Source organism: Thiocapsa sp., from assembly GCF_018399035.1.
Taxonomy (GTDB): domain Bacteria; phylum Pseudomonadota; class Gammaproteobacteria; order Chromatiales; family Chromatiaceae; genus Thiocapsa.
In genome coordinates this window covers 4,181,352-4,198,657 of record NZ_CP073760.1, presented here as the reverse complement: position 1 = coordinate 4,198,657, position 17,306 = coordinate 4,181,352, and the positions used below count along the sequence as shown (strand labels likewise).

Sequence of the window (17,306 nt, the reverse complement as noted above, 5' to 3'; positions counted from 1 at the left end):
GTCGATGGAAGCCCTGATCGCCCTGATCATCGGTGTCTTGACCGCCTGCGGGGTCTACCTTGCACTGCGGGCGCGCACCTTTCCGGTGGTCATCGGACTGACCCTGTTGTCCTACGCCGTGAATCTCTTTCTGTTCATCACCGGGCGCCTGACCGTCGGTCTGCCCGCGGTGATCTCGGATCAGGCCGTCGGCTATGCCGATCCGCTGCCTCAGGCGCTGGTGTTGACCGCCATCGTCATCAGCTTCGCCATGACGGCCTTCATCATCATGCTGGCGCTCAAGGCGCGCGCCGAGCTGGGAACGGATCAGGTGGATGGCCGACTCGACACCGGCGACGCACATGACGAGCGCGGGGGAGAGCGCGGATGAGCCATCTGGTCATCGCCCCGGTCCTCTTCCCGCTTTTTGCGGCAACCCTGTTGCTGCTGTTGCGGCGCGTCATGCCTTTGCGCGTGCGACGCAGCCTGAATCTCGTCGCACTCATTATCCAGATCCTGCTGGTGTCGCTGCTGGTTCAGAGCGTCGCCGGCGGCGAGATCCTGGTGTATGCGCTCGGCAACTGGCCGGCGCCCTACGGGATCGTCATGGTCGCGGATCGTCTGAGCGTCTGGATGCTGCTCGTCACGAGCCTGGTCGCCTTCTTCGCCATGCTCTACGCCGTGCGCGGCACGGATGCCGGAAGCCGGCACTTCCATCCGCTCTTCCAGCTCCAGCTGTTCGGTCTGAGCGGGGCCTTTCTGACCGGCGATCTGTTCAACCTCTTCGTCTTCTTCGAGATCCTGCTGCTCGCCTCCTACGGCCTGCTGCTGCATCGCGGCGGGGCGAATCGGGTGCGCGCCGGGCTGCACTTCGTCGCCCTGAATCTGGCGGGATCAACACTCTTTCTGTTCGCGGTCGGCACCCTCTACGCGATCCTCGGGACGCTCAACATGGCGGACCTGGCGGTGAAGGCGGCGGCGACTCCGCCGGAGAACCTCGGTGTGGTACGCGCGGCCGGGCTGCTGTTGTTCGTGGTCTTCGCGCTCAAGGCAGCCCTGATCCCGCTCTATCTTTGGCTGCCTGCGGCCTATTCGTCGACATCCGCACCGGTGGCCGCGCTCTTCGCGATCATGACCAAGGTCGGCGCCTACAGCATCCTGCGGGTCTATACCCTGATCTTCGGCGCCGAGGCCGGCCCGGTGGCCGATCTGATCGGCCCCTGGCTGTTGCCGCTCGCGCTCGCGACCATGGCGATCGGCACCTTGGGCGTGCTGGCCGCGCACGAGCTGCGCCGGCAGGTCGCCTATCTGGTGGTCGTGTCCGTGGGGTTCCTGCTGACGGCCTTCGCACTGGGGACAGATGCCAGCATCGGTGCCGGTCTCTACTACGTGGCGCACAGTACCTTTGCCGCGGCGGCCTTCTTTCTCTTGGCGGATATCATCGCCATGGGGCGCGGCACGCTTGCGGATCGCCTGGATCCGGGGCCGGTCATCGCCAACGCCAATCTGGTCGGTGCCTTCTTCTTCATCACCGCCATCCTGGTCTCCGGACTGCCGCCACTGTCTGGATTTCTCGGCAAGTACATGATGTTGAACGCCGCGGTGGACCTGCCGAGCATGCCTTGGGTGTTCGGCGTCATCCTGAGCGCCGGGCTCTTCGGCGTCATCGCACTGGCGCGCAGCGGCAGCCTCTTGTTCTACCGCGCCGAGGGGACGATCGAGCGGACCGGCACGGCCGGTCGCCACGCCATCGGTCCGAATTGGGGCCGCCTCTTACCGGTCATCGGCCTGCTGCTGCTCTGCGTCGCGCTGGTCGTCTGGGCCGGCCCCTTGTCCGACTACACCCGGGCGACCGCCGAGCAGCTCCTGCAGCCGAGCGTCTATATCCGCGCCGTGCTGGGCGACCCCCAAAGTTGATGAGCGGAGTGCATAAGCGATGAAGCTCAGGCTGCTGCCCCATCCCATCCTCACGCCGGTCCTGGCCCTGATCTGGCTCCTGCTGGTCAACAGCCTGTCGCCCGGTCAGATCCTCTTGGGCCTGCTCCTGGGATGGGCGATCCCGGTCTTCACGCTGCGCTTCTGGCCGGAGCGGGTCAGGATCCACAAACCCCTGACCTTGATGCGCTTTTTCGCGGTCGTCATGTACGACATCCTGATCGCGAACCTCGCGGTCGCCGCCCTGATCCTGGGCGGTCCGAAACACGTCAAGCCGGCCTTCGTCCGCGTGCCGCTCGCATTGCGCACGGATCTCGGGATCAGCCTGCTCGCCAACACGGTCTCGTTGACGCCCGGCACCGTCTCGGCCTGGCTCAGCCCGGATCGCAGCCATCTGGTCGTGCACGGGTTGAAGGTCAACGACCCCGACGCCCTGATCGCCGAGATCAAGCGCCGCTACGAGGCACCGATCAAAGAGGTCTTCGAGCCATGCTGAGCATAGCCGTCTCCATCGCCTTCGCACTGGTTTCCGCAGCGCTGCTGCTGAGCCTCTGGCGCCTGCTCCGGGGGCCGGACAAGCCTGACCGCATCCTGGCGCTCGACACCCTCTACATCAATACCATCGCCTTGCTGGTCCTGCTCGGGATCCATCTGAGCAGCTCGCTGTACTTCGAGGCCGCGCTCCTGATCGCCATGATGGGCTTCGTCGGTACGGTGGCGCTCTGCAAATATCTCCTGCGCGGCGATATCATCGAGTGATGAAAGCGCGTCTCTTTGGTGGACTTTTGTCATGTTCGAGGGTTTGCGAGCGTCGTGGGTATCTGCGGATGTCGGAGCCGACGCGCTTTCATAATGTTTATTTTATTGAATTCTTTTCTTCAATCGCGTCGACTCCATGCCCTGATGGGGCAACGTGGGTATGATCCGGTACAGCCTCTATCCATCACGCCGAGGACGCGATTGAATGCTTGAGATGATGTTGTCGGTTCTGATCGTCGTCGGTGCGCTCTTCACCTTCATCGGGTCCTTGGGGCTCGCCCGACTCGGCGATTTCTACACGCGTCTGCATGGCCCGACCAAGGCGACGACGCTCGGTGTCGGTGCGTTGCTGATCGCCTCCGTGTTCTACTTCAGCACCCGCGGCGAGGGGCTCAGCCTGCATGAGATCCTGGTGACCCTCTTCCTCTTCATCACGGCCCCGGTCAGTGCGCACCTGCTCGCGAAGGCCGCGCTGCATCTGCGCGTGCGCTCGCTTGCACCGCCGCCGCCCGAGACAGAGGATCCGCTGGGCGGCACCCGAGCCGGCGACTAGATCCGACCCGGTCGTGTCGGCCCCGGCGACCCTCGAGCGCGACCCTCATTCGCCATGATCATCGTGGGCATCGATACCGGAGGAACCTTCACCGACCTGGTGCTCCGGCGCGACGGCGCGTTACGGACGCATAAGGTTCTCTCCACCCCGGCGGCACCCGAGCAGGCGATCCTGCGCGGAATCGCCGAGCTGGGTCTGGATCCGGCCGGTTTGCGCGTCGTCCACGGGAGTACCGTGGCGACCAATGCGGTGTTGGAAGGCAAGGGTGTTCGGACGCTCTATGTCGCCAATCGCGGACTCGGCGATCTCTTGAGCATCGGTCGCCAGGCGCGACCCGACCTCTACGATCTCCAGCCGCCGGCACGCCTCCCGCCGGTTCCGCCCGAACTCTGTATCGAGACCGGCGGACGCCTCGGCGCCGACGGCCACTGGGTCGAACCCCTGACCGCGGCCGACCTGGATGCGCTGAAGGCGACGGTCGTTCGGCTCGCCCCGGAGGCGGTCGCGATCAACCTGCTCTTCTCCTATCTGGACGACACTGCCGAGCGGGCCTTGGAGGACGCGATGCCCGAGGGCCTGTTCGTGGCGCGCTCCTCCGAGGTCCTGCCCCTCGTCGGCGAGTACGAGCGCGGGATCGCCACCTGGATCAATGCCCGGATCGGGCCCATCGTCGCCCGCTACATCGGGCGCCTTGCCGACGGACTGCAGGGGGCGCGGGTGTCGGTCATGCAGAGCAGCGGGGAGGCGGTGACGGCGATTCAGGCCGCCCGGCACACCGCGCGTCTGCTCCTCTCGGGTCCCGCCGGCGGACTCGCCGGGGCGGCCTTCGCCGCGGCGCAGTCCGGTGGTGCGCGGTTGCTCACCTTCGACATGGGCGGGACCTCCACGGATGTCGCCGTGGTCGACGGCGAGCCGCGCCTGACCACCGACGGGCACATCGCCGGTTTCCCCGTCGCACTGCCGATGGTGGACATGCACACCATCGGGGCCGGCGGCGGATCGATCGCGCGACTGGATGCCGGCGGCATGCTCCTGGTCGGACCCGCGTCCGCCGGGGCGGATCCGGGACCGGCTTGTTATGACCGCGGCGGACGCGAGGCGACCGTAACGGACGCCAACCTGGTCCTCGGACGGCTCGATCCGAACGGCTTCCTCGGCGGGCGCATGCGCTTGAACCCCGATGCCGCCCGCGCCGCACTCGCACCGCTCGCCCACGCCATGGGGCTCTCGATCGAGGAGGCAGCACTTGGCGTGATCCGCTTGGCCGACGAGCATATGGCGCGCGCCCTGCGGGTGATCTCGGTGCAGCGTGGTCTGGATCCGCGCGACTTCATCCTGACCTCGTTCGGCGGTGCGGGCGGTCTGCACGTCTGCGCCCTGGCCGAGGCGCTCGGCATGAACCGCGCCCTGGTTCCTGTGCATGCCGGTGTCCTCTCCGCACTCGGGATGCTGGTGACCCCGGCCGGGCGAACCCTGACCCGGACGCGCCTCGGATTGCTCGATCAGGCCGGCGACGCCGAGATCGAGGCGGCGCTTGTCGCGCTCGCCGAGACCGGGATCGCCGAGCTGGAGCAGGAAGGTGTGGTCCCCGAAGATCTGCGTGTCGAGCGCTCGCTCGATCTGCGCTACCGCGGCCAATCGCATACGCTCAACCTGCATTGGGACGGCGTCGCGGACACTATCGCCGCCTTTCACGGGCGGCACCGGGATCGCTACGGCCACCAGCTCGATCTGCCGGTTGAGCTGGTCAATCTGCGAGTGCGCGTACGCGGCCCGATCCCGACTCTTGCGCTGCCGCCGATCCGCGCGTCCGGTCGAGGGAGCCCGACGGGAAGCGCTACGGCCTACGGATGTCCGACGCCGGTCGCCTGCTGGACACGCGAGGACCTCGGAGAAGGGGGTTCGCTGGTCGGCCCGGCGATCATCGCCGACGCACTGGCCACGACCTGGCTCGCCCCCGGCTGGCGGGCCGATCTGGACGCGGTCGGGAACCTGATGCTGGAAAGAGCGGTCGGATAGGAACCCTAGTGGAGCGGTGCAGAAGATTCCGAGACCGTCCGAGATCATTGTCGTTGTCGTATCGATCGTCGATTACGACAACGACAACGAACGGTCGCGACACATCTGCCGTGCTGCACGAGCCGGACAACGGCAAAGGGACAGATCGCCGTCCATCTACGACCGGCACGCCACCACCACTCTTTCAGGACATCCATGACGCCTTACGGATTGCTCGACGTCGACATCTTGTCAGCCGTGCTCATCGCGCTCGGCATGACCCACATCACCATCGTCGCCGTGACGGTCTATCTGCACCGTGCACAAGCACATCGGGCGCTCGATCTGCATCCGGCGGTCTCGCACTTCTTTCGCTTCTGGCTCTGGCTGACGACCGGTATGGTCACCAAGGAGTGGGTCGGCGTCCATCGGCGCCACCATGCCAAGTGCGAGACCGCCGAGGACCCGCACAGCCCGCAGGTCTTGGGTCTGCGCAAGGTCTTGACCGAGGGCGCGGAGCTCTACGCACAAGCCGCGAGCGATCGCACGGCCGTCGAGCGTTACGGCCAAGGCACCCCGGACGACTGGCTCGAGCGCCGGCTCTATAGCCGCTTTGCCTGGCAGGGAGTCGCGCTCATGCTGATCCTGGATCTCGTCCTCTTCGGCGTCTACGGCATCGTGATCTGGGCCGTTCAGATGCTGTGGATCCCCATCTTCGCCGCCGGAGTCATCAACGGCGTCGGCCACTACTTCGGCTATCGCAACTTCGAGCCGCCGGACGCCTCCACCAACATCGTCCCCTGGGGCATCCTGATCGGCGGCGAGGAGCTGCACAACAACCATCACGCCTTCCCGAGCTCGGCACGACTCTCGTCGAAATGGTGGGAGTTCGACATCGGCTGGATGTATATCCGCATCCTCAATGCACTGCGCCTCGCGAAGGTCCGCCGGGTCGCACCCAACCCGCAGGTAGTCCCGGGCAAGTCGCAATTGGATCTCGAGACCCTGCGTGCCGTGATCACGAGCCGAATGCACGTCTTTGCACGCTACGGGAAAGAGGTGATGGGTCCGGTCTCGCGCGAGGAGCTGTGCCGCGACGCGGAGCACTGCAAACGCTTGGTCAGGCGTGCGCGAAGACTGCTCCTGACCGAGGGCCAGCGACTCGACGTCGCCGCGCGCAGCAGCTTGGAGCAGATCCTGGCCAAGAGCCAGACGCTCGCCACCGTCTATCAGTTTCGCGAGCGTCTGCAGGAGATCTGGGACCGCAAAGCGCCCAGCCAGGAGGCATTGCTGAACGCGCTTCAGGATTGGTGTCAGCAGGCCGAGGCGACCGGCATCCATGCCTTGGAACGCTTCTCCAAGAATCTGCGCGGTTTTGCACTGGCGCCGACGCTGGCTCGCTAATTAAACCGCGCCCTGCGCGGTGTGCGAGGTTTTTGGATGGGATCGGCATCGGCAGACTTGACGACCGCTGGAGCCGGCGCGGTTTTGGTCAACGCCGGGTATCGTTCCGGGTCGTCAACTCCTCGAGCAACCCGTCGAGGCCGCGCCGCTGCGCCACCGAGGTGAACTGGTTGCGATACGAGGCCAGCAGGCTGATCTCCTGAACCGCCACGTCGTAGGCTCGCCAACGCCCGTCGCTGTAGGCCATCCGATAGTCCACCCGCACGGACTGCCCGCCCGGCTGCTGGATCTCGGTGCGCACGAGTGTGCGCGTGGCGCCGGGCTCCAACTGCATGGGTAAGAAGCGGATGTCCCATGCGCTGAGCGCGTCGAGCGCGGAGGCATAGGTCTGGATCAAGAGCCGCTGAAACTCCACTTGGAACACCCGGCGCTGCTCCGGCGTCGCATCCCGCCAATAGGGTCCGAGCGCCAAGGCCGAGACGCGCGGGACGTCCACATGCGGCAAGAACAGCTCGTCGACCAGACGATGGACATAGCCGGGGTCGGTCTCGAGCAGATTCCGATCCTCGCGCAGCACCTGCATCAGTCCGTCCGAGACCTGCTGGATGATGCGTTGCGGCTCATTCAGCCCGCTGTAAGCCGTCGCCGGGAAGAACACGGCGCATTGGAACACAAGAAGCGTCGCCCAGAGGGCGCGATAGTTCACTGGGGTCATAGGGCGATATCCGATCCGGTTGTCCGGTTTCCTGTAGGGGTAAACTTCGACACCGCGTCCGGCGAAGCGGTTGCATGCCCGCTCGACGACATTCGGATCATCAGTCGTGAAGGAGAGACCCATGACGAACCCCCAGTTGCCCCCTCAGCCGACCCAGGCCGATCTGAAGGACTTCTTTCTCAAGGACCGTTTCGCCGCACATGTCGGCATCGAGCTGCTGGAGATGGCGCCCGGCCGGGCCAAGGCCAAGCTCGAGATCCATGACCACCACCGCAACGCCGTCGGCGTCGTCCACGGCGCCGCCATCTTCAGCCTAGCCGATCTGGTCTTCGCGGTCGCGTCCAACTCACACGGCACGGTCGCGCTCGGGATCAACGTGACCATCTCCTACATGACCTCCGCCCGCGGCGGGACACTCGTCGCCGAGGCCGAAGAGGTCTCGATCAACCCCAAGCTCGCCACCTATCTGATCCGCATCCGCGACGATGAGCAGACCCTGATCGCGCTCTTTCAGGGGACGGTGTATCGGAAACGCGAGGCGCTTGCCGAGCACTCGGGGTTATAGCTCGAAATATCTCACACGGAGACACGGAGATTACGAGATCTTTCCTGAATGTGCGCCGTGTCTCCGTGACTCCGTGTCTCCGTGCGAGTCTCAGGGCCGTAGGTTGTGCCGAGCCGTGCGAGGCACAACCGACTGCCGGCGGAAGTTGTGCTTCCTGCCGTCAGCACAACCTACGGGTCGGAGTTATGCGGAAATCGCCGATGGCCGATAGGGGCGTGCGAGAGCGAAGTCCAACGAGCCCCGCATCGCCGCTCGGACTCACACCGTCAGGTATTGCTTCACGAGATCCTCGGTCAGATCGGGCATCCCACCGCTCGCCATCAGCCGTCCGCGGTCGAGAATAATGAACCGATCGGCGACGCGGCGGGCGAAGGGGAGCTTCTGCTCGACCAGGATGACGGTCAGGTTCAGATCGGTCATGAGGCGGCGGATGATGTCGCCGATCTCATGGACGATGTTGGGTTGGATGCCTTCGGTGGGCTCGTCGAGGATCAGGAGCTTGGGGTCGATGACGAGTGCCCGGCCGATGGCCAACTGTTGTTGTTGACCGCCTGAAAGATCGCCGCCGCGGCGCCCGAGCATCTCCTTGAGCACCGGGAAGAGCTCGAAGATGTAGCCGGGGATCTGTTTGGCGCGATCGGGCCGCGCGGCGAGACCGATGCGCAGATTCTCCTCGACGCTCAGCAACGGGAAGATCTGCCGACCTTGCGGGACATAGCCGATCCCGAGCGGCGCGCGACGCTCGGCGGTGAGACGCGCGAGATCCTGACCCTGATAGCTCAGGGAGCCGGACCGCAACGGGAGCAGCCCCATGATGCATTGCATCAGCGTGGTCTTGCCGACCCCGTTGCGACCCATGACGCAGGTGCACTGCCCCTGCGGGATCTCGACATCCAGATCCCAGAGCGTGTGGCTCTCGCCGTAGAACTGATTGAGTCCCGAAATCTGAAGCATATTGAATCGCGTCCGAGGTGAGAATCGATGTCGTCGTGTGCCGCCGCGTCGATGCCCCGAAAAACCTCGGAGTCGACGCGATTCAAGATAAGGAAGGATTCAAAAACAACAGAAACACGTAGGATGGGTAGAGCGCAGCGAAACCCATCCAGCCCGCGCCAAGCGCATCGGACCGACACCCGGCAACGCGGCGGTTTGGAGGATGGGTTTCGCTGACGCTCTACCCATCCTACGTGTTCATCAAGGCGTTCACCTTGTTTCTGAATCGTCACTAAACCGCGTCCCTGCCGAGGTCGCAGACTCATCGGCAGCTCGTCCCAAGCGATCGCATCGCATATTGCTCGAGACGCATTTTAGCCGGGCAGGAAGGTGCCTCGGATTTGCGTCTGGTCCCAGGGACAGCCCTCCGGAAAGTCATCATAGTCCAGCGGCGTCTCGGCAACGGCGAGGTCGATCGCGTCCGGATAGGCATCGCGGATGATCTCGTCCAATCTAGCGGCCAAGCTCGGGTTCTCGTCGAGCAGCTTGGCGATCGCGCGGCGTTGGGTGTTGATGGTCGCGCGCCAGGATTTGCGGCCCGGATAACCCGGCTGGTACTGCCATTTGAGGAGATGACCCAGCAAGACGGCGAGCCGACTTTCCAACGCGCGCCGTTCTCGTTTGCCCAAGTCCTCGATCTCCTCGACGAGGTGCGTGACATCCAGTCGCCCGTATTGGCCGGAGCGCAGCAGGCTGGCCTGCTCTCGCGACCAGGCATAGAAGTCTTGATCGTATTCCGTCGTCATCGCGTGGTCTCCGAGCGCATTCGCGCGCGTGGCGCGTCGTCTCGAACAGGATACATGAGGAAATCCCCATCGGGATTACTCCCCCAGATAGACCTCGACCACGCGCGGGTCGTTCTGCACCTCGTCCATGCTGCCTTCGGCGAGGACCGAGCCCTGATGCAGGACGGTGACGCGCTTGGCGATGGAGCGGACGAAGTCCATGTCGTGCTCGACCACCACCACGGAGTGCTTGCCCTCCAGCGAGAGCAGCAGCTCAGCCGTGCGGTCCATCTCCTGGTGCGTCATTCCCGCGACCGGCTCGTCGACCAGCAGCAGATGGGGGTCCTGCATCAGCAGCATGCCGATCTCGAGCCATTGCTTCTGGCCGTGCGAGAGCGCACCGGCCTCCCGGTGGGTCTGCTCCTGGAGACCGATGATTCCCAGGACCTCGTGGATGCGGTCGTGTTGCTCGCCGCTGATTCGCGCAAACAGGGTCGGGAAGACGCGTTTGTCGCCGGCCATCGCGAGCTCGAGGTTCTCGAAGACGCTGTGGGACTCGAAGACCGTCGGCTTCTGGAATTTTCGGCCGATCCCGAGCGCGGCGATCTCGGGCTCGGAGAGTCGCAGCAGATCGATGGTCCGCCCGAAATAGGCGCTGCCGGTATCCGGGCGGGTCTTGCCGGTGATGATGTCCATCATGGTCGTCTTGCCGGCCCCGTTCGGGCCGATCACGCAGCGCAGCTCGCCGGCGTTGACGTAAAAGTTGAGATTATTGATCGCCTTGAAGCCATCGAAGCTGACGCTGACGTCTTCCAGATAGAGGATCACGCCCTGGCTGACATCCAGCTCCAGATCCAGCATGGAGTACATAAAGCTCCACTGCCGGTCCTTGCGCATGGATTCGCGCAGTTGCTCGACCGGTTTCATGGCGCCGTCTCCGCTGCGGATGCGGCAGGGGATCGCGATCGTCGCCAGGTTCGGATCATGCCGACCAGCCCGGCGATACCCTTGGGCAGGAAGAGTGTGACGATCACGAAGAGCGCACCCAGGGCGAACAGCCATGCCTCGGGGAAGGCGCCGGTGAAATAGGTCTTGCCGTAGTTGACCAGGATGGCGCCGATGACGGCACCGTAGAGCGTCGCGCGACCCCCGATGGCCACCCAGATCACCAGCTCGATGGAGTTGAGCGGCGAGAACTCGCCCGGATTGATGATGCCGACCTGCGGGACATAGAGCGCCCCGGCCACGCCCGCGAGCATCGCCGAGAAGGTGAAGATGGCGAGCTTGACCCGGTCCACCCGGTATCCGATGAAGCGGGTGCGCGCCTCGGCGTCGCGGATCGCGACCGCCACGCGCCCGAGCCGCGAGGTGACGATCCAGCGACAGGCCAGATAGCCGATCGCCAAGGCGCCCGCCGAGGCGAGAAAGAGACCGATCCGGGTCGCGTCGCTCTTCAGATCGAATCCCAGGATGTCCTTGAAGTCGGTCAGACCGTTGTTGCCGCCGAAGCCCATCTCGTTGCGGAAGAAGGCCAGCATCAGGGCATAGGTCAGCGCCTGGGTCATGATGGAGAGATAGACGCCGGTGACCCTAGAGCGGAAGGCAAGATAACCGAAGACGAAGGCGAGCGCGCCCGGAATCAGGATGGCCATGAGCGCGGCGAACCAGAAGAGGTCGAAGCCCTGCCAAAACCAGGGTAGCTCCGACCAGTTCAGAAAGACCATAAAATCCGGCAGCACCGGGTGACCATAGACACCGCGATCGCCGATCTGACGCATCAAATACATGCCCATCGCATAGCCGCCGAGGCCGAAGAAGGCGGCATGGCCCAGACTCAGGATGCCCAGATAACCCCACACCAGATCAACCGCGACGGCGAGCAGCGCATAGGTCAGATATTTGCCGAGTAGGGTCACGGTGTAGGTGGAAACATGCCAGGGGCTGGACTCGGGCACGACCAGATTCAGGATCGGTACCACGACCGCGACGACCAGCAGGACGGCCAGCATCGCCTGTCCGCCTCTGTCACCTCGCATGACACTGATCACACCCATACTCGTCTCTCCGAAACCTCAAAAAACTCAACCTGTCGGTTTTCCTCATCCCACCGAACCGTCTAAACCGCGCCCAGTGCGGTATGCGATGTTTTTGGATGGGATCGGCCTCGGCGGATTTCACAACCGCTGGAGCCGGCGCGGTTTAAAGTATTAAAAAATATAAAATTTTAAACCGCGTCCCCCGCTAAGGGTCGTGGATTCACCAAACTTCGAACTCACTCGAAAGTGAGCATCTCGCTCTGGACGCGGTTTAGTGCAACGGTTCGGAAATTCCGAGACCGTCCGAGATCCTTTTCGTTGTCGTTGTCGTATCGATGGTCGACAACGACAACGACAACGAACGGGGCCGGCACATCTGTCGTGCTGCTCGAGGCGCTCAAACGGTCTCGGGATTTCGACAGCGGACCACTAGCCGTCGGCCGCGCGGCCGCGTTGCGGGAAGAGCCCGCGCGGACGCTTCTGGATAAAGAGGATGATGAAGACCAGCACCAGGATCTTGGCGAGCACGGCGCCGGCCCAGGGCTCCATCAGCTTGTTGGCCACGCCTAGGGTCAAGCCGGCAACCAGGGTTCCCCAGAGATTCCCGACCCCGCCGAAGACCACGACCATGAAGGAGTCGATGATGTACGCCTGCCCCATGTTGGGGCCGACGTTGGTGAGCTGGGACAAGGCGACGCCGGCCACACCCGCCACGCCGGCACCTAGGCCGAAGGTGAGCGCATCGACCCGCGCCGAGCGCACGCCCATGGAGCGCGCCATCGCCCGGTTCTGGGCGACCGCCCGCACCTGCAGCCCCAAGGCGGTGCGCTTGAGGATGAGCAGCAGGGCCACGAAGACCATCAAGGCGAAGATCAGGATATAGAGCCGATTGTAGGTCAAGGCGAGCGCCGGATTGATCTGAAGCGCCCCGCTCATCCAGGACGGATTCTGCACGGCGACGTTCTGGGCCGAGATGGTCGTGCGCACCAGTTGCTGAAGGATCAGACTGATGCCGAAGGTGGCCAGGAGGGTTTCCAGCGGTCGGCCGTAGAGGAAGCGGATGACGGTGCGCTCGATCAGGATCCCCAGCAGCCCGGCGACCACGAAGGCCGCCGGGATGGCGACGAACAACGAGTAGTCGAGGAATCCGGGCATCGCCTGCTGGACCAGATAGGTCGTATAGGCCCCGATCATGATCAGCTCGCCGTGGGCCATGTTGATGACGCCCATGACCCCGAAGGTGATCGCCAGACCGATGGCCGCGAGCACCAGGACCGAGCCGAGGCTGAGCCCGAAGAAGAGCGTCTCCGCCGCCGCGTTGAGCTTGAGCTTCTGCTCGATCGCGGCGAGTGAGCGCTCGGCGGCGGCGCGCACCTCCGGGTCGGGTTCGTCGCTCAGCAGCTTGGTCAGGGCGTTGCGTGCGGCCGGATAAAGACTGCCCGAAAGCGCGTTCACTGCGGTGAGCCGGGCCGCCGGAGCCTCGTCCCGAAGACTGGCCAGTGCCAGGCTCAGGTCCAAATAATCGCGGACGCGCTGGTCGTCCTCGCGCCCGAGCTGCTCGCGGATCGCCTCGACCACGATCGGGTCGGCGTCGCCGAGCATCTGCTGCGCGGCTTTGAGGCGAACCGCCGGATCGGGACTCGCCAGCGTGAGGGCGGCGATCGCCGTGCGCAGCTGGTTGCGCATGCGGTTGTTGATCGTGATCTTCTTCACGGCGCCGCGCTCGACCTCGCCGAGATCGCTGCCGTCGAGTGCGTCGGTGAGTCGATACCCGCCGGGAGCGGACGCGACCAGGACCGGGCGCCGGTCCGACTCGCGGGCATAGAGGTTGCCGCCCAACAGGGCTTCGAGGAGCGTCGCGGCGCGCGGATCGCCGCCGACGGCAATCACGTCGACCGCGGCCTGCTTCACCTCGAACGAGCGGTCGCTCAGATCGATCAAGGCCGCGTCGATCTCATCGGCGAGGCTGCCGAGCGGCAGCACCATCAACATCAGGACACCAAAGACGAGGCCAAGGCCCCCCAGGTGCGGAAATCGTCGTGATCGGCGTATCGGACTCATGGGCATCTTGATACTCGCTGCGGTCCGAGGCCGTCCTGAAATGCCCCATTGATTCATCGGCGAAATCCGACGTCGAAGCCGCGTCCAGCCACTTCGAGCCAGCGGGAAACGGGCTGACCGAACCGGATCATCATTGAAACAGTATCCCGACTGCGCGTGACCGGAAGACCAAGGGGCGAATGAATTCGCCCCTACAGGCCGGTCGATCCTTTCCCGGAAATCACCTGAACCGCGTCCGAACAAAACACTTGAACCGCGTCCACCTCCGGGCTCATGGACTCACGCCAAGTCGAGCCCAGACTTCAAACAGCGCTTAACCCGCCGGACGCGGTTCAACAGGACGCGGTTCAATGACTATTGCGCCTGCGCCCCGAGGCAGGTCTGGGTCAGGGTATTGAAGTTGCCGCACATGACCGGAGGGGTCCAATCGGCGGTCAGATCCTTGGAGCCTTCGAGGAAGTCGGACCAGGCGTCGCCGGGGACCTCTTCTTCGGTCGCCCAGACGACGGCGAACTGACCGTCTTCCTGGATCTCGCCGATCAGCACCGGTTTGGTGATGTGATGGTTGGGCAGCATCTTCGCGGTCCCGCCCGTGAGGTTCTTGGTCTCCAGACCGATGATCGCCGCCTGCACCGCATCCGGATCCGTGGTGCCGGCCTTCTCGACCGCCTGGACCCAGAGATCGAAGCCGATCTTGTGTGCCTCCATCGGATCGTTGGTCACCCGCTTGTCGTTCTTGGTGAAGCCGTGCCAGGTCTCGATGAAGGCTGCATTCGCGGGATCGTCGACGCTCATGAAGTAGTTCCAGGCGGCGAGATGGCCGACCAGCGGCTTGGTGTCGATACCCGAGAGCTCTTCCTCGCCGACCGAGAAGGCGATGACCGGGATGTCCTCGGCGGCGACGCCCTGGTTGCCCAGCTCTTTGTAGAAGGGAACGTTGGCGTCGCCGTTGATGGTCGAGACCACGGCGGTCTTTTTGCCCGCGGAGCCGAAACGCTTGATGTCGGAGACGATGGACTGCCAATCCGAATGACCGAAGGGCGTGTAGTTGATCATGATGTCCTCTGCGGCGACCCCGTTTTGCTTGAGGTAGGCATCGAGGATCTTGTTGGTGGTGCGCGGATAGACATAGTCCGTGCCGGCGAGCACCCAGCGCTCGACCCCGAGCTCGTCCTTGAGATAGTCGACCGCCGGGATCGCCTGCTGATTCGGCGCGGCACCCGTGTAAAAGACGTTCTTGGAGGACTCTTCGCCCTCGTACTGAACGGGGTAGAAAAGGAGTCCGTTGAGCTCCTCGAAGACCGGCAGCACGGACTTGCGCGACACCGAGGTCCAGCACCCGAAGACCACGTCAACCTTATCCTTGGTGAGCAGCTCGCGCGCCTTCTCGGCGAAGAGCGGCCAGTCCGAGGCGGGGTCCACCACGACGGCTTCGAGTTGCTTGCCGAGCAACCCGCCCTTCTTGTTTTGCTCCTCCACCAGCATCAGCACGGTGTCTTTCAGCGTCGTCTCGCTGATCGCCATGGTGCCCGAGAGAGAGTGCAAGACCCCGACCTTGATGGTGTCGTCCGCGGCTTGGGCGATGGATCCGGCGCTCAGACCCAGCATCAGGCCCGTGCCGAGCAAGATCGATTTGATCGGGTCGCGTCTAGACATGCGTTTTGGCTCCAGTTGGTCGTGGATCTGATGGTCAAGTCATCCCGTGAGCGGGATGTCCAATGCGACAAAGCAGAAACCGCGCCAAAGCGAGCGAGCACGTGTTTGGGGCCCTTACGGACTGCGAAGATTGGAAGCTGCACCAAGACGGCGCAGCCAGGGGGTGGGCCGGGGCGCGAGGCTCCGCCACGCGCACCGCGATTGACCATCCTGGACGTTGCGGGCAGCTCGGGCGCGGGCCGGGTCGACGTCGGCTCGCCCGATCCGGGTTCCCGGGAGATCCGCGCCAAGACGCGCTCTGCCTTGACCAACAACGGGGTTTTTTCTGAGGAGTCGGCGCCGTCTATCGAGAGCCGACGGGGCAAGCCGCACACTGCGGCATGCGCTCTCTACTCGGCGACGAAGCCGGACTGATCGGATGCGACCTTCATGATCGTGTCCTTGCCTCGCTCGTCCGCCTGCCTGAAATAATCCACCAATTGCCGCTCGGTCATGGTGAGCGGGTCCTTGTCGTCGAGGCAGAGTAGATAGGTCGGGGTCACGGTTCCGAGTGCGACCGCCAGCTCTTGGGCCTCTTCAAGCCCCATGCGGCGAATGCCCTGCTCGTAGTTGCTGATGCGTGACTTGGACAGCGATTCGGTGCGGCCGGAGAGCTCGGACAGGCTCAGTTTCTGATCCTGGCGCGCCGCTCGAAGGCGTTGCCCGATGCGTTTTGTGAGATCCATAGTGATTGGGCTCTGGTTTTCGAGTGTCAGTGGTATGGGTGCTGTTTCATTTGTGTACGAATCCCTTCCAAATCAAGCACGTTTCGTCTGCGCGCAAGGCGTCGTTACAGCCAATGACACCCTCGAGCACCCTTAGGTGCCGCCGCGGCGGGGCAGGACGCCGGGGCATCATCCCAGATAGGCATCCTCCCACTCTGCGACATCACCCACGGTTTGAGGTTGCGGCTCCACGACACGATCGGCAAACACGCGATCGAGTGTCTTCATGAAGCACTTGGTCTGGGGCGACAGAAATTTCCCGCGCCTCTGTACGATACCGTAGCTGCGCTTCGGGAAATACTGAGAGAGTGGAATTCTACTCAAGTTTTCGTCACCGGTCAGACAGACATCCGTCACGATCGAGATCCCCAGGCCCAATTCGACGTATTTCTTGATGACCTCCCAGCCGCCCGCCTCCAGGGTGACCCGGTAGGCCAGGTTGTGTTGCTTGAACACCAGATCGACCATCCGCCAAGTGCTGAGATGCCGCGGCGGCAGAATCAGGCCATATGGGGCGATCTCTTCGAGGGTCACCGATTCTTGACCCGCAAGCGGATGGTCCTTCGGCGTGATGAGCGTCGGCTGATAGGTCACGAACGGGCGGTAGGTGATGTCGTCGGGCACATCCATCATCGAGCCCACGGCGAGGTCGACCTCATCCGCACGCAACATGGCCAGCCCGTCGCGGCCGGTCACGTTGTGCATCTTCAGCTCGATCCCCGGATACTGGTCGACGAAGGCGCGCACCGGGTCGGGGAGGATATAGAGGATGGTCGACTCGCCGGCGGCGATGTTCAACACGCCCCGGTCGACGCGACCGCATTGCGTCGCGAAGGCCTCATGCAGCTTGTCCATACCCTCGACCAGAGGCTCGGCCATCTGGAAGAGCAAATCGCCTTCGGGTGTCAGCTTGATCTTGGGGCCGCGCCGCTCGAACAAGACAGTGCTGAACTCACGCTCCAGCGCCTGGATCTGCAAAGACACGGTGGGCTGACTGAGAAAGATCTTCTCGGCTGCAGCGCTGACGCTGCCGGTGCGCGCAGCATGACAAAAGGCCCGCAATTGTTTGAGTCGATTCTGTTTATAGTGAATTTGGGATCCTGAGCCCATTGGGATTCCGATCTTCGAATGGTGATAAATCTATACTATCCCAGCAGACCCAT

Annotated in this window: 17 protein-coding genes; 8 read left to right on the top strand and 9 right to left on the bottom strand. The window is 63.9% G+C overall.

Annotated elements, in window-relative coordinates; genetic code table 11:
• The first annotated feature begins 4 nt into the window (after positions 1-4).
• From KFB96_RS19225 to KFB96_RS19195, 7 genes are all read left to right on the top strand, one after another.
• Positions 5-370: a Na+/H+ antiporter subunit C gene (locus tag KFB96_RS19225; RefSeq protein WP_213461234.1), complete on the top strand. Its 366-nt coding sequence runs from the start codon at positions 5-7 to the stop codon at positions 368-370.
• Entirely contained in the window at positions 367-1,896 is a 1,530-nt protein-coding gene (locus tag KFB96_RS19220; protein WP_213460538.1) for a monovalent cation/H+ antiporter subunit D, read from the top strand. The genes KFB96_RS19225 and KFB96_RS19220 overlap by 4 nt, the downstream gene beginning before the upstream one ends.
• Positions 1,897-1,915: 19 nt before the next feature.
• Positions 1,916-2,410: a Na+/H+ antiporter subunit E gene (locus KFB96_RS19215; RefSeq protein WP_213460536.1), complete on the top strand. Its 495-nt coding sequence runs from the start codon at positions 1,916-1,918 to the stop codon at positions 2,408-2,410.
• Positions 2,404-2,673: a K+/H+ antiporter subunit F gene (locus KFB96_RS19210; RefSeq protein WP_120796843.1), complete on the top strand. Its 270-nt coding sequence runs from the start codon at positions 2,404-2,406 to the stop codon at positions 2,671-2,673. Before KFB96_RS19215 ends, KFB96_RS19210 begins: the two co-directional genes overlap by 7 nt.
• A 205-nt stretch (positions 2,674-2,878) precedes the next feature.
• Positions 2,879-3,226 carry a Na+/H+ antiporter subunit G gene (locus tag KFB96_RS19205; protein ID WP_213460535.1) on the top strand — a complete coding sequence of 116 codons (348 nt, stop codon included), beginning with the start codon at positions 2,879-2,881 and terminating at the stop codon, positions 3,224-3,226.
• A 54-nt stretch (positions 3,227-3,280) separates the two neighbouring features.
• Positions 3,281-5,245, top strand: a complete 1,965-nt coding sequence (locus KFB96_RS19200; protein WP_213460534.1) for a hydantoinase/oxoprolinase family protein — start codon at positions 3,281-3,283, stop codon at positions 5,243-5,245.
• 195 nt (positions 5,246-5,440) lie between these two features.
• Positions 5,441-6,628, top strand: coding sequence for a fatty acid desaturase (locus tag KFB96_RS19195; RefSeq protein WP_213460533.1), 1,188 nt, complete (start codon positions 5,441-5,443; stop codon positions 6,626-6,628).
• 88 nt (positions 6,629-6,716) lie between these two features.
• Here KFB96_RS19195 and KFB96_RS19190 read toward each other — a convergent pair whose 3' ends face one another.
• On the bottom strand, positions 6,717-7,343 hold the full coding sequence (locus KFB96_RS19190; RefSeq protein ID WP_213460532.1) for a phospholipid-binding protein MlaC: 627 nt from the start codon (positions 7,341-7,343) through the stop codon (positions 6,717-6,719).
• 121 nt (positions 7,344-7,464) lie between these two features.
• Between KFB96_RS19190 and KFB96_RS19185 the strand changes: the two genes are divergently transcribed.
• Positions 7,465-7,908: a PaaI family thioesterase gene (locus KFB96_RS19185; protein ID WP_213460531.1), complete on the top strand. Its 444-nt coding sequence runs from the start codon at positions 7,465-7,467 to the stop codon at positions 7,906-7,908.
• Positions 7,909-8,166: 258 nt separating this feature from the next.
• Here the strand turns inward: KFB96_RS19185 and urtE are convergent, their stop codons facing one another.
• The 8 genes from urtE to KFB96_RS19145 form a co-directional block, all read right to left on the bottom strand.
• Positions 8,167-8,862, bottom strand: a complete 696-nt coding sequence (urtE, locus tag KFB96_RS19180) for an urea ABC transporter ATP-binding subunit UrtE (protein ID WP_213460529.1) — start codon at positions 8,860-8,862, stop codon at positions 8,167-8,169.
• A gap of 353 nt (positions 8,863-9,215) precedes the next feature.
• A complete protein-coding gene (locus KFB96_RS19175; protein ID WP_213460527.1) occupies positions 9,216-9,647 on the bottom strand; it encodes a DUF29 domain-containing protein in 432 nt (143 codons plus the stop codon).
• A gap of 75 nt (positions 9,648-9,722) precedes the next feature.
• Positions 9,723-10,553: an urea ABC transporter ATP-binding protein UrtD gene (gene urtD / locus KFB96_RS19170; protein ID WP_213460525.1), complete on the bottom strand. Its 831-nt coding sequence runs from the start codon at positions 10,551-10,553 to the stop codon at positions 9,723-9,725.
• Positions 10,550-11,680 carry an urea ABC transporter permease subunit UrtC gene (urtC, locus tag KFB96_RS19165; protein ID WP_213460523.1) on the bottom strand — a complete coding sequence of 377 codons (1,131 nt, stop codon included), beginning with the start codon at positions 11,678-11,680 and terminating at the stop codon, positions 10,550-10,552. The genes urtD and urtC overlap by 4 nt, the downstream gene beginning before the upstream one ends.
• Positions 11,681-12,091: 411 nt before the next feature.
• Positions 12,092-13,654 carry an urea ABC transporter permease subunit UrtB gene (urtB, locus tag KFB96_RS19160; RefSeq protein ID WP_300970506.1) on the bottom strand — a complete coding sequence of 521 codons (1,563 nt, stop codon included), beginning with the start codon at positions 13,652-13,654 and terminating at the stop codon, positions 12,092-12,094.
• Between the two features lie 423 nt (positions 13,655-14,077).
• Positions 14,078-15,331, bottom strand: a complete 1,254-nt coding sequence (urtA, locus tag KFB96_RS19155) for an urea ABC transporter substrate-binding protein (RefSeq protein WP_366931570.1) — start codon at positions 15,329-15,331, stop codon at positions 14,078-14,080.
• A gap of 437 nt (positions 15,332-15,768) precedes the next feature.
• Positions 15,769-16,104, bottom strand: coding sequence for a helix-turn-helix transcriptional regulator (locus tag KFB96_RS19150; protein ID WP_213460517.1), 336 nt, complete (start codon positions 16,102-16,104; stop codon positions 15,769-15,771).
• Positions 16,105-16,272: 168 nt separating this feature from the next.
• Entirely contained in the window at positions 16,273-17,253 is a 981-nt protein-coding gene (locus KFB96_RS19145; protein WP_213460515.1) for a LysR family transcriptional regulator, read from the bottom strand.
• Positions 17,254-17,306: the final 53 nt, after the last annotated feature.

Bases quoted from the DNA above. Each gene is read 5' to 3' on its own strand.
- KFB96_RS19195 (WP_213460533.1), top strand. From the start codon at position 5,441: ATGACGCCTTACGGATTGCTCGACGTCGACATCTTGTCAGCCGTGCTC.
- urtE (WP_213460529.1), bottom strand. From the start codon at position 8,862: ATGCTTCAGATTTCGGGACTCAATCAGTTCTACGGCGAGAGCCACACG.
- KFB96_RS19185 (WP_213460531.1), top strand. From the start codon at position 7,465: ATGACGAACCCCCAGTTGCCCCCTCAGCCGACCCAGGCCGATCTGAAG.
- KFB96_RS19200 (WP_213460534.1), top strand. From the start codon at position 3,281: ATGATCATCGTGGGCATCGATACCGGAGGAACCTTCACCGACCTGGTG.
- KFB96_RS19190 (WP_213460532.1), bottom strand. From the start codon at position 7,343: ATGACCCCAGTGAACTATCGCGCCCTCTGGGCGACGCTTCTTGTGTTC.
- KFB96_RS19205 (WP_213460535.1), top strand. From the start codon at position 2,879: ATGCTTGAGATGATGTTGTCGGTTCTGATCGTCGTCGGTGCGCTCTTC.
- KFB96_RS19215 (WP_213460536.1), top strand. From the start codon at position 1,916: ATGAAGCTCAGGCTGCTGCCCCATCCCATCCTCACGCCGGTCCTGGCC.
- urtC (WP_213460523.1), bottom strand. From the start codon at position 11,680: ATGGGTGTGATCAGTGTCATGCGAGGTGACAGAGGCGGACAGGCGATG.
- KFB96_RS19175 (WP_213460527.1), bottom strand. From the start codon at position 9,647: ATGACGACGGAATACGATCAAGACTTCTATGCCTGGTCGCGAGAGCAG.
- KFB96_RS19225 (WP_213461234.1), top strand. From the start codon at position 5: ATGGAAGCCCTGATCGCCCTGATCATCGGTGTCTTGACCGCCTGCGGG.
- KFB96_RS19150 (WP_213460517.1), bottom strand. From the start codon at position 16,104: ATGGATCTCACAAAACGCATCGGGCAACGCCTTCGAGCGGCGCGCCAG.
- KFB96_RS19145 (WP_213460515.1), bottom strand. From the start codon at position 17,253: ATGGGCTCAGGATCCCAAATTCACTATAAACAGAATCGACTCAAACAA.
- KFB96_RS19210 (WP_120796843.1), top strand. From the start codon at position 2,404: ATGCTGAGCATAGCCGTCTCCATCGCCTTCGCACTGGTTTCCGCAGCG.
- urtD (WP_213460525.1), bottom strand. From the start codon at position 10,553: ATGAAACCGGTCGAGCAACTGCGCGAATCCATGCGCAAGGACCGGCAG.
- urtB (WP_300970506.1), bottom strand. From the start codon at position 13,654: ATGTTGATGGTGCTGCCGCTCGGCAGCCTCGCCGATGAGATCGACGCG.
- urtA (WP_366931570.1), bottom strand. From the start codon at position 15,331: ATGCTGGGTCTGAGCGCCGGATCCATCGCCCAAGCCGCGGACGACACC.
- KFB96_RS19220 (WP_213460538.1), top strand. From the start codon at position 367: ATGAGCCATCTGGTCATCGCCCCGGTCCTCTTCCCGCTTTTTGCGGCA.